This window comes from Zavarzinia sp. (genome assembly GCF_041650655.1).
Classification (GTDB): domain Bacteria; phylum Pseudomonadota; class Alphaproteobacteria; order Zavarziniales; family Zavarziniaceae; genus Zavarzinia.
Genome location: NZ_JBAZKR010000020.1, coordinates 41,955 through 52,476, shown reverse-complemented (window position 1 = coordinate 52,476; position 10,522 = coordinate 41,955). Strand labels below are relative to the sequence as shown.

General features: G+C 67.3%; 10 protein-coding genes. 8 read left to right on the top strand and 2 right to left on the bottom strand.

The window, feature by feature from the left end:
• From WC493_RS06660 to WC493_RS06645, 4 genes are all read left to right on the top strand, one after another.
• On the top strand, window positions 1-330 hold a 330-nt coding region (locus WC493_RS06660), incomplete at its 5' end, for a DapH/DapD/GlmU-related protein (RefSeq protein ID WP_373063807.1).
• 4 nt (window positions 331-334) lie between these two features.
• Complete coding sequence (gene glmS / locus WC493_RS06655) at window positions 335-2,158, top strand: glutamine--fructose-6-phosphate transaminase (isomerizing) (protein ID WP_373063805.1); 1,824 nt, start codon at window positions 335-337, stop codon at window positions 2,156-2,158.
• A 90-nt stretch (window positions 2,159-2,248) separates the two neighbouring features.
• Entirely contained in the window at window positions 2,249-3,580 is a 1,332-nt protein-coding gene (locus WC493_RS06650) for a class I SAM-dependent methyltransferase (RefSeq protein WP_373063803.1), read from the top strand.
• 52 nt (window positions 3,581-3,632) lie between these two features.
• Window positions 3,633-4,952, top strand: a complete 1,320-nt coding sequence (locus tag WC493_RS06645; protein ID WP_373063801.1) for a sorbosone dehydrogenase family protein — start codon at window positions 3,633-3,635, stop codon at window positions 4,950-4,952.
• Between the two features lie 6 nt (window positions 4,953-4,958).
• On the opposite strand, the gene WC493_RS06640 is transcribed toward WC493_RS06645, so the two are convergent.
• Complete coding sequence (locus tag WC493_RS06640) at window positions 4,959-5,372, bottom strand: DUF3830 family protein (RefSeq protein WP_373063799.1); 414 nt, start codon at window positions 5,370-5,372, stop codon at window positions 4,959-4,961.
• A 120-nt stretch (window positions 5,373-5,492) separates the two neighbouring features.
• Here WC493_RS06640 and WC493_RS06635 point away from each other — a divergent pair, with 120 nt between their 5' ends.
• Complete coding sequence (locus WC493_RS06635) at window positions 5,493-6,023, top strand: GNAT family N-acetyltransferase (protein ID WP_373063797.1); 531 nt, start codon at window positions 5,493-5,495, stop codon at window positions 6,021-6,023.
• On the opposite strand, the gene WC493_RS06630 is transcribed toward WC493_RS06635, so the two are convergent.
• The gene (locus WC493_RS06630) at window positions 5,960-6,439 is read right to left on the bottom strand and encodes a hypothetical protein (RefSeq protein WP_373063795.1); all 480 of its coding nucleotides are present in this window, start codon (window positions 6,437-6,439) and stop codon (window positions 5,960-5,962) included. The two genes, WC493_RS06635 and WC493_RS06630, sit on opposite strands and share 64 nt — an antisense overlap.
• A gap of 124 nt (window positions 6,440-6,563) precedes the next feature.
• Here WC493_RS06630 and gabD point away from each other — a divergent pair, with 124 nt between their 5' ends.
• The 3 genes from gabD to WC493_RS06615 all read left to right on the top strand — a co-directional run bounded on the left by gabD (window position 6,564) and on the right by WC493_RS06615 (window position 10,517).
• Complete coding sequence (gabD, locus tag WC493_RS06625) at window positions 6,564-8,018, top strand: NADP-dependent succinate-semialdehyde dehydrogenase (RefSeq protein ID WP_373063793.1); 1,455 nt, start codon at window positions 6,564-6,566, stop codon at window positions 8,016-8,018.
• 9 nt (window positions 8,019-8,027) lie between these two features.
• Window positions 8,028-9,422 carry a glutathione-disulfide reductase gene (gene gor / locus WC493_RS06620; RefSeq protein WP_373063791.1) on the top strand — a complete coding sequence of 465 codons (1,395 nt, stop codon included), beginning with the start codon at window positions 8,028-8,030 and terminating at the stop codon, window positions 9,420-9,422.
• Between the two features lie 126 nt (window positions 9,423-9,548).
• Window positions 9,549-10,517, top strand: coding sequence for a peptidylprolyl isomerase (locus WC493_RS06615; RefSeq protein ID WP_373063789.1), 969 nt, complete (start codon window positions 9,549-9,551; stop codon window positions 10,515-10,517).
• Window positions 10,518-10,522: the final 5 nt, after the last annotated feature.

The window sequence follows — 10,522 nt, the reverse complement described above, 5'->3', positions numbered from 1 at the left end:
GTGCTCGGCGAAGGCGCCAAGGCGAACCACCTGAGCTATCTCGGCGATGCAGTGATCGGCGCCGGCGCCAATATCGGAGCAGGCACCATCACCTGCAATTACGACGGTTACACCAAGTCGAAGACCGAGATCGGCGCCGGTGCCTTCATCGGCTCCAACTCGGCCCTGGTGGCGCCGGTCACGGTCGGTGCCGGCGCCATTGTCGGCGCTGGTTCGGTGGTGGTCGAGCCGGTCGCCGCCGACGCCCTCTATCTCGAACGGGCCAAGCCGGTGCAGAAGCCGGGCTGGGCCGCGCGCTTCCGCCTGCGCAGGGGCAGGCGCCAGGAGTAATCTCATGTGTGGCATCGTCGGTATCGTCGGCAGCTCCGAAGTCGCATCGCGCCTGGTCGACGGCCTGCGGAGGCTCGAATATCGGGGCTATGATTCGGCCGGTCTCGCCACCCTGGTCGACGGCCGGATCGAGCGCCGCCGGGCCGAGGGCAAGCTCGGCCACCTGACCGAACTCCTGGCGCAGCAGCCGCTGCCCGGCATCACCGGGATCGGCCACACCCGCTGGGCCACCCATGGCGCACCCACGACGACCAATGCCCATCCCCATGCGACCAAGCATGTCGCCGTCGTGCACAACGGCATCATCGAGAATTTTCGCGAACTGAAGAACGAGCTGGTCGCCCGCGGCCACGTGTTCGAGAGCGAGACGGATTCGGAGGTCGTCGCCCATCTGATCTCCGACGGGATCGAGCGCGGGCTCGAGCCGCAGCCGGCGGTGGCTGAGGCGCTGCACCGGCTGCGCGGCGCCTTCGCGCTGGCGATCCTCTTCGCCCGTCACGACGGCTTGCTGATCGGCGCCCGGCGCGGCAGTCCGCTCGCCGTCGGCTTCGGCGAGGGCGAGATGTATCTGGGCTCCGACGCTCTCGCCCTGTCGAGCTGGACGCGCCGCGTGCTCTACCTCGAAGAGGGCGACTGGGTGGTGCTGAACCGCGACGGCGCCCAGGTCTTCGATGCCCAGGACCGGCCGGTCGAGCGTTCGATCCGCACCGTCTCCCTGTCGCCCTCGATGATCGAGAAGGGAAACTACCGGCATTACATGCAGAAGGAGATCTTCGAGCAGCCGCAGGTGATCGGCGACGCGCTGGCGACCTATCTCGACCCCGCGACGCGCAGGCCCCGCCTGCCTGCCGGCGGGCCGGACTGGAACGCCGTGCAGCGCCTGACCATCGTCGCCTGCGGGACCTCGAACTACGCCGCCATGATCGCCAAATATTGGTTCGAGCAGGTGGCACGACTGGCGGTCGAAGTCGACATCGCCTCCGAATTCCGTTACCGCGAGGCGCCCCTGCCGCCGGGCGGTGCCGCGCTCTTCATCAGCCAGTCGGGCGAGACGGCGGATACGCTGGCGGCGCTTCGCTATGCCAAGGCACATGGCCAGTTCATCGTCGCCCTGGTCAACGTCCCCGAATCCTCGATGGCGCGGGAAGCCGATCTGGTGCTGCCCATCCTGGCCGGGCCGGAGATCGGCGTCGCCTCGACCAAGGCCTTCACCTGTCAGTTGACCGTGCTCATGTGCCTCGTCCTCGCCGTCGCCCGCGCCCGCGGCACGATCGACGCGGCGGAGGAGGCGCGGCTCTGCGCCGCCCTGTCGGAAGTGCCGGCACGTGCCCTCGAAGTGCTGAACCACGACGACAAGATCCGCGAGATCGCGGACTGGCTGGCCCAGGCGCGCGACGTGCTCTATCTCGGCCGGGGGGCGATCTTCCCGGTCGCCCTCGAAGGCGCCCTGAAACTCAAGGAAATCTCCTATATCCATGCCGAAGGCTATGCGGCCGGCGAATTGAAGCACGGGCCGATCGCCCTGATCGACGACCTCGTGCCGGTCATCGTGCTCGCCCCCCACGGCCCTCTGTTCGAAAAGACCGTGTCGAACATGCAGGAAGTCCTGGCCCGCGGCGGCCGCGTGATTCTCCTGTCCGATACCGCGGGGATCGAGACCGAGGGCAAGCACGCTGCCGAGATGATCGAGCTGCCCCTGGTCGATCCCTTCGTGACGCCGGTGCTCTATGCGATTCCGGTCCAGCTTCTCGCCTATCACACCGCGGTCGCCAAGGGCACGGACGTCGATCAGCCGCGCAACCTGGCGAAATCCGTGACCGTGGAATAGGTACAAGGGCGGCCTGAAAATAGGGGCATCGCCGGGGCGCCGGCAGCGCTATAGTCCCGCCGTTTGCGCCGCCGCCTGGGAAGGACTGCCGTGGTCGAAGACAAACGCCTGGCGGCCGCCCGCCGATTGTTCGAGCATGTGGCGAGCCGGCTGGACGGCTCGATCGCCGTCCGCCTGTGGGACGGCAGCGTGATCCCCCTCGGGCCCGAGGCCGACACGCGCTACCAGGTCGCCTTCGATTCGGCGGCGACGCTGGGTCGCCTGCTGCGCCGGCCGACCCTGGAAAACCTGGTGATCCACTATGCCGAAGGCCATGTCGACCTGCTGGGCGGCGACCTGATCGAATTCGTCGAGGCGGCCCAGGCCCGGCGCATGAAGCTGAAATTCAGCGATCTCGACAAGGGCCTGCTCGCCCGCTGCCTGTGGACGCTGGCCCGGACGCCGGGCAAGGCGGGGGCCGCCGAACACCGTTTCGGCGCGGACGAGGCGGCCCGCGTCTCCTCCGACCAGCGCCACGATCAGGATTACATCCGCTTCCACTACGACATCGGGGACGACTTCTACCGTCTCTTCCTCGATCCCGAGACGCAGTATTCCTGCGCCTATTTCACCGATTGGGACAACAGCCTCGAACAGGCCCAGCGCGACAAGCTGGATCACATCTGCCGCAAGCTGCGCCTGAAGCCGGGGGAGCGTTTCCTCGATGTCGGCTGCGGCTGGGGCGGGCTGATCGCCCATGCCGTGCAGCATTACGGCGTGACCGCCCATGGCGTCACCCTCTCGCAGAACCAGCATGATTTCGCCCGCGCCAAGATGGAACGCCTGGGGATTGCCGACAAGGTGACGATCGAGCTGAAGGACTATCGCCTGCTCGAGGGGCGCTTCGACAAGATCGCGTCGATCGGCATGTACGAGCATGTCGGCATCGCCAATTACCCGGCCTATTTCGGCAAGCTGAAATCGCTGCTGCGCCCGGGCGGCATATTGCTCAACCACGGCATCACCCGCCGCGCCAAGGCGGACAAGCGCCGCTTCGGCAAGATCCGGCCGGAGAACCGGCTGATCCTGAAATATGTCTTCCCGGGCTCCGAACTCGACCATATCGGGCACACGCTGGAGAGCATGGAAGCCGTCGGTTTCGAGATTCACGACGTCGAAGGCCTGCGCGAGCATTATGCCCGCACCACCCGGCTCTGGTGCCAGCGCCTGTCGGCCCGGAAGGACGAGGCGATCGCCCAGGTGGGCGAGGCCAAGTATCGTCTCTGGATCGCCTATCTGGCCGGCGTCTCCTTCGCCTTCAAGAATGGCACGCTCCGCCTGTTCCAGACCGTGGCGACCCGGCACCAGAAGAATGCGCCGCTGGAATTGCCGCCCAGCCGGGCCGATCTCTATACAAGGGCCGAATCGCAAAGCCGGGGTTGACGGCGGCCGCTCGCGGCGGATCATCCCCTCAACGACAAGGGGGAGGGATGCCATGAAGCGCTGGCTGAAAATCGGCCTGGGGGCCGCCGTGCTGTCGGTGGGCGGTTGCCTCGCCGTGCTGCAGGCCGGGGGCGACACCTCGAAACTGCCGCCGGGCGCCGATTTCGGACCAAATCCGACCCTGGTCGCCCCGGTCACCGGCCTGATGCCGACGGTCAATATCGCCACGGCGGTGGGCTGGGCGCCGGGCGGCGCCCCGGTCGCAGCACCGGGCCTGAAAGTCACGGCCTATGCGACCGGCCTCGACCATCCGCGCTGGCTCTATCGCCTGCCGAACGGCGACATCCTGGTGGCGGAGACGAACCGCCCGTCGACCGCGAGCGGGCTCACCGGCATGGCGGAGCGCTATATCATGGGCCAGGCGGGCGCCGGGGTCGCCGGTGGCAACCGCATCAGCCTGCTGCGCGATGCCGACGGCGACGGCGTGCCCGAACTGAAGACACCCTTCATCGAAGGCTTGAACGCACCCTTCGGCATGGCCCTGGTGGGCGAGACCCTTTATGTCGCCACGGCGGAAGCCCTGATCCGCTTCCCCTACAAAGCGGGCGAGACCAAGATCACCGCCCCGCCGGAGCGGGTGGTGGACCTGCCGGGTGGGCCGCTCAACCACCATTGGACCAAGAACCTGGTCGCCGCGGCCGACGGCAAGCATCTCTATGTGGCGGTCGGCTCCAATTCCAACGTGGGCGAGAACGGCATGGAGGTCGAGAAGGACCGCGCCGCCATCCTGGAGGTCGATCCCGCGGCCAGGACTTACCGCGTCTTCGCCTCGGGCCTGCGCAACCCGGTCGGCATGGGCTTCGAGCCGGTCACCGGCAAGCTCTGGACCTCGGTCAACGAGCGCGACGAATTGGGCAGCGATCTGGTGCCGGACTATATGACCTCGGTCGTCGACGGCGGTTTCTATGGCTGGCCCTACAGCTATTACGGCCAGCATGTCGACACACGGGTCGAGCCGCAGCGCCCGGATCTCGTGGCCAAGGCCCTGGTGCCCGACTATGCCCTGGGCGCCCATACCGCCTCCCTCGGTCTCGCCTTTGCCGAAGGCACGCTGCTGCCGCCGGCCTTCCGCGCCGGCGCCTTCGTCGGCCAGCACGGCTCGTGGAACCGCGACCCGCGCGCCGGCTACAAGGTGATCTTCGTGCCCTTCGCGGTGGGCAAGCCGGCGGGCCTGCCGGTCGACGTGCTGACCGGTTTCCTCAGTCCCGAGGGCGATGCCTGGGGCCGCCCGGTCGGCGTCGCCTTCGATCGCCTGGGGGCCCTGCTGGTGGCCGACGACGTCGGCAACGCGGTCTGGCGGGTGGCGCCGTGAAGGTATTCAGGCCAGCTCGAAACGGATGTCCTGGGCGCCTTCCCAGAGCGTCATCTTGCCGAGCTTCACGACATTCTCGAGGTCGCCCTCGATGGTGATGAAATGGTTGCCGGCGAGCTGGCCCATCTTGCTGGCGAAATGGACGCCGCCATAGGCGAGCAGAATCTCGGTCTCGGAAATACCGCCGGGATAGAGGATGATCTGGCCCGGCGCCGGATAGCTGGTGTGGTTCTCGTAGTCGACGCCGAAGTCGAGATCGCCGAGCGGCATCCACACGCCTTCGCCGCTCCAGCGCACATGCACCACTTTCGAGACGAAGGGCATCTGCTTCTTGAAGGCGGCCACGGTCTTGGGCGCCAGCGCTTCCTCGAAGCGGGCCTTGAAGGTGAAGGGGCCGGCAGTGATCTTCAGTGCGGACAACGCGGATTCTCCTTGGGCGTTTGCGCCGATTACAGTGTAGCCGGGGCGTTCCGTCACCATCAAAGGCCCCAGAAACAGTTTCGCCGTTTTTGCGGCCATCGGAAGTTGAAATACAGGGTTATGGCAACCGTCGATATTCGCCCCTTCGAGCCCGAAGACCTGATGCCGCTGATCCGCCTGTTCCGGGACAGCGTGCGGCAGGTGGCGATCCGCGACTATACGCAAGCGCAGGTCGAGGCCTGGGCGCCCGATCAGATCGACCCGCTCGCCTTCGGCATGCGCTTCGCGCGGCAGACCACGATGGTCGCGGTCGAGAGCGGGGCGACGGCGGGCTTTGCCACGATCGACGAGCGCGGCCATGTCGACCTTCTCTTCGTCCACCCCGATCACCAGCGCCGGGGCGTTGGCCGGGCGCTGCTCTCGGCGGTCGATGCCTGGGCGCGGGGACGGGGCCTCGGCCGGCTCTCGGCCCATGTCAGCTTCACCGCGCGACCGCTGTTCGAAGCTGTCGGTTTTGCGGCGCTCACCAGACGGCGGATCGAGATCCGCGGCCAGGCGCTCGAAAATTTCCGGATGGAGAAACCGCTTCAGACCGACGGGCAGCCATCCTCGCCGAGCGGCAGCGATTCGGGATTGCCGGGCGCCCAGTGATCGACGAAGGCGCCGGGAATGCCGGTATTGGCGGGATCGCCGCCGACCGGATAGAAGCGTTCCGCCCCCTTGGGTCCGCCGACCGCGAAACAGGACGGGTCGTCCTTGGCATTCAGAGTCGGATAGTCGAAGCAGGCGAGCGGCGTGCCCGCCTCGAAGGCACCGAAGTCCTGGGACAGGCTGTCGATCCACCAAGTCCCGGAATGCAGGCACTGGAGCTGGAAATAGGCGCTCCGCCCGTCCGGCGAATAGAATTCCTTGAACTTGTCGCCCGAGAGGAAATGGCCGTTCAGCGTGCGATTGGAGAACAGCGCGCGGAGCTGTTCGCTGTCGCGAATCACGTCGGGCTGGGCATGGGCGGGGCCGGTCGCGGCAAGGATGCAGAACAGAAGGACGGCGAGACGGCGGCAGGCCATGAAGGGCATCTCCTCGGCGGACACCTGCCTGATATGCGCCTTCGGCAGGCCCGTGAAAAGCCCGGGGGCTATCGACGCGGCCCTAAGCCGCCTTAAGATGCGCCTCCCAGCAAGGGAGGATCGGATGCTCGCACTGAAAGACCCCAGCCTGTTCCGGGACAGGAACTTCATCGCGGGCCAATGGGTCGGCGCCGACGACGGCGCCACGGTCGAGGTGAACAACCCGGCGACCCTGGAAATCCTGGGCACCATCCCCAAGTCCGGCGCGGCCGAGACCAGGCGGGCGATCGCCGCCGCGAATGCCGCTTGGCCCTCCTGGCGCGCCAAGACGGCCAAGGAACGCGCCCAGATTCTGCGCCGCTTCGCCGATCTCATGATGGCGAACCAGGACGACCTGGCGCTCCTGATGACCGCCGAACAGGGTAAGCCACTGGCCGAGGCCAAGGGCGAAGTGGCCTATGCCGCCGCCTTCCTCGAATGGTTCGGGGAAGAAGCCAAGCGGGTCTATGGCGAGACCATCCCCGGCCATGCCGCCGACAAGCGCCTGATCGTGCTGCGCCAGCCGGTCGGCGTCGTCGCCGCGATCACACCGTGGAATTTCCCCTCTGCCATGATCACGCGAAAGATCGGCCCGGCGCTCGCCGCCGGCTGTCCGGTCGTGGTGAAGCCGGCGACCCAGACGCCCTATTCCGCGCTCGCCCTGGCCGAACTCGGCACCCGCGCCGGCCTGCCGGCGGGCGTCCTCAACGTGGTCACCGGGGCGGCCGGCGCCATCGGCGGCGAGCTGACGTCGAACCCGACGGTGCGCAAGCTGACCTTCACCGGCTCGACCGAAGTGGGCAAGATCCTGATGGCGCAATGCGCCGCCACGGTGAAGAAGGTCAGCCTCGAACTCGGCGGCAATGCGCCCTTCATCGTTTTCGACGACGCCGATCTCGACGCCGCGGTCGAAGGCGCCATCGCCTCCAAATACCGCAATACGGGGCAGACCTGCGTCTGCGCCAACCGCCTGCTGGTGCAGGACGCCGTCTATGACGCCTTCGCCGAGAAGCTGGGCAAGGCGGTCGCCGCGCTCAAGGTCGGCAACGGCGTGGAGGCCGGCGTCACCCAAGGCCCGCTGATCGACATGAAGGCGGTCGCCAAGGTCGAGGAACATATCGCCGATGCCGTCGCCAAGGGCGCCAAGATCGCGGCCGGCGGCAAGCGCCACGCCCTCGGCGGGAGCTTCTTCGAGCCGACCGTGCTGACCGGCGTCACCCCCGCCATGGCGGTCGCAAGGGAAGAGACCTTCGGCCCGGTGGCGCCGCTGTTCCGCTTCACCGACGAGGCGGAGGCGATCGCGATGGCCAACGACACCGAATTCGGCCTGGCCAGCTATTTCTACGCCAGAGACGTCGGCCGCATCTTCCGCGTCGCCGAGGCGCTGGAATATGGCATCGTCGGCATCAATTCGGGCCTCATCTCGACCGAGGTGGCACCCTTCGGCGGGGTCAAGGAATCCGGCATCGGGCGCGAAGGCTCCCGCCACGGGATCGAGGATTACCTCGAACTCAAATATCTCTGCCTCGGCGGCATCTAGGCGGACCCCATGACCGTGAACGTGCACCCTTACGATTACGACCTCTTCGTCATCGGCGCCGGTTCGGGCGGTGTCCGGGCGGCGCGGATCTCCGCCGGTTACGGCGCCCGCGTCGCCGTGGCCGAGGAATACCGGGTCGGCGGCACCTGCGTGATCCGCGGCTGCGTGCCGAAGAAGCTCCTGGTCTATGCCTCGCATTACCACGACGAGATCGCGGATGCGGCCGCCTTCGGTTGGACCGTCGAAGGCACGCCCCGCTTCTCGTGGCCGAAGCTGATCGCCGCCAAGGACCGCGAAATCGACCGCCTGAACGGCCTCTATATCAAGGGGCTGGAGAGCGCGGGCGTCACTTTGATGGAGGGCCGGGCACGTTTCGTGGATGCCCATACGCTCGACGTCGGCGGCAAGCTGGTCACTGCGGCGACCGTGCTGATCGCCACTGGTGCGACGCCCGAAGTCCCGGCGATCCCGGGGCGCGAACACGCCATCACCTCGAACGAAGCCTTCCACCTGGCCGATCTGCCGGGACGCATCGCGATCGTCGGCGCCGGCTATATCGCGGTCGAATTCGCCGGCATCTTCGCCGGCATGGGCGCCAAGACCACCCTCGTGCACCGACGGGCGCAACTGCTGCGCGGCTTCGACGACGACATGGCCCGCCGCCTGGGCGAGGAATATGTCCAGAAGGGCATCGACCTCCATCTGAGCGCCACGCCGACCGCGATCGACAAGACCGCTTCGGGCCTCGTCCTCCATCTCTCGGACGGCCATTCGCTCGAAGTCGACCAGGTGATGTTCGCGACCGGGCGGCGGCCCAATACCAAGGGCCTGGGCCTGGAGGCCGCGGGGGTCGATGCCGGGGCCAAGGGCGAAGTGCTGGTCGACCTCTATTCCCGCACCAATGTGCCGAACATCTATGCCGTCGGCGACGTCACCGACCGCCTGGCCCTGACCCCGGTTGCCATCAAGGAGGGCCATGCCTTCGCCGATACGGTGTTCGGCGGCCGCCCTGCGGTGGCCGATCACGCCGACGTGCCGACCGCGGTGTTCAGCCAGCCGCCCATCGGCACCGTCGGGCTGACAGAAGCCGAGGCGGTGGAGCGCTACGGCGCCGTGGATATCTACGAGGCCGGCTTCCGCCCGATGAAGCACACGCTGACCGGGCGGCAGACGCGGACCTATATGAAGCTGATCGTGGAGCCGCGCTCGGACCGGGTGGTCGGCGTCCATATGATCGGCGACGACGCGCCGGAGATCGTCCAGGCCCTCGGCATCGCGATCAAGGCGGGCGCCACCAAGGCCCAGTTCGACCGTACCGTGGCGGTCCACCCGACCGCGGCCGAGGAACTGGTGCTGATGCGGACCAAGGCGCGCACGGCAAAGGCGGAGGCACCGGCGGCCTGAGCCCGCGCATTTTGCCGCGGGAGCGAAAACTCCCGCGCTTCTGCCCTAATCCTGCCTTTTCTTTGGTCTAAGGCGAGGGCCGGGAGTTCGGCGTGGCGGTGCTTGCAGACCGTCGCGCGAGGCTCCATGATCCGCGCCACTTCGGCCTGTTCCGGCCATCCCGCCTTCCACGTCTCTCCGTCCCACTTCGGGGTCATCATGCAGCGTCTGACTTTCCCGTGCCTCCTCGCCTTCGGTCTGGCCGTAGCGCCGGCCGCCTTCGCCGAGGGGACGGCGCCCGCGCCCGCGGCCGCCCCTGCTGCGGCCCCGGCGGCCGCCGATCCGGTGGTGGCGAAGGTGGGGGACCAGGAAATCCATCGCTCCGAAGTGGCCGAAGCCTACAAGAGCCTGCCCGAGCAGTTCTCTCAGATCCCGATGGAGGCGATCTTCAACGAGCTGGTTCAGCAGCTCGTCGAGCGCCGCGTGGTCGCCATCGCGGCCGACAAGGCGGGCCTCGGCAACGATCCCGAAGTGCTGGCCAAGCTCGCCGTGCTGAAGGAGCGCGTTCTCGAAGAGGTCTACGTCAGCCGGGTGATCGATCCGACCATTACCGACGCCATGCTGAAGGCCAAATACGACAAGATCATCGCCGATAATCCGGCCGAAGAGGAAGTCCACGCCCGCCACATCCTGGTCGACAGCGAGGAAGAGGCGAAGAAGCTGAAGGCGGAGCTCGACAAGGGCGCCGATTTCGCCGAACTGGCGAACAAGCACTCGAAGGACGCGCACGACGGTTCGGGCGGCGACCTCGGCTATTTCACTCGCGACCGCATGGTGCCCGAATTCGCCGAAGCCGCCTTCGCCGCCGAGAAGGGCAAGGTGGTCGGCCCGGTGAAGACCCAGTTCGGCTGGCACCTGATCCTGGTGATCGACAAGCGCAAGCAGGAACCGCCGCCGTTCGAGAGCGTGAAGGACCAGCTCAAGGAAATGGTCGCCCAGGAAGTGACGGCGGCCAAGGTCGAGGAGCTGAAGAAGGGGCTGACCATCCAGGTCTTCAACCCCGACGGTTCGGTGCCGCGGCCGCAGATCGCGCCGGCGCCCACGCCCGCTCAATAATCATC

Coding starts and splice junctions, on each gene's coding strand:
- glmS (WP_373063805.1), top strand. CDS start 335: ATGTGTGGCATCGTCGGTATCGTCGGCAGCTCCGAAGTCGCATCGCGC.
- WC493_RS06645 (WP_373063801.1), top strand. CDS start 3,633: ATGAAGCGCTGGCTGAAAATCGGCCTGGGGGCCGCCGTGCTGTCGGTG.
- WC493_RS06635 (WP_373063797.1), top strand. CDS start 5,493: ATGGCAACCGTCGATATTCGCCCCTTCGAGCCCGAAGACCTGATGCCG.
- WC493_RS06615 (WP_373063789.1), top strand. CDS start 9,549: ATGATCCGCGCCACTTCGGCCTGTTCCGGCCATCCCGCCTTCCACGTC.
- WC493_RS06630 (WP_373063795.1), bottom strand. CDS start 6,439: ATGGCCTGCCGCCGTCTCGCCGTCCTTCTGTTCTGCATCCTTGCCGCG.
- gabD (WP_373063793.1), top strand. CDS start 6,564: ATGCTCGCACTGAAAGACCCCAGCCTGTTCCGGGACAGGAACTTCATC.
- gor (WP_373063791.1), top strand. CDS start 8,028: ATGACCGTGAACGTGCACCCTTACGATTACGACCTCTTCGTCATCGGC.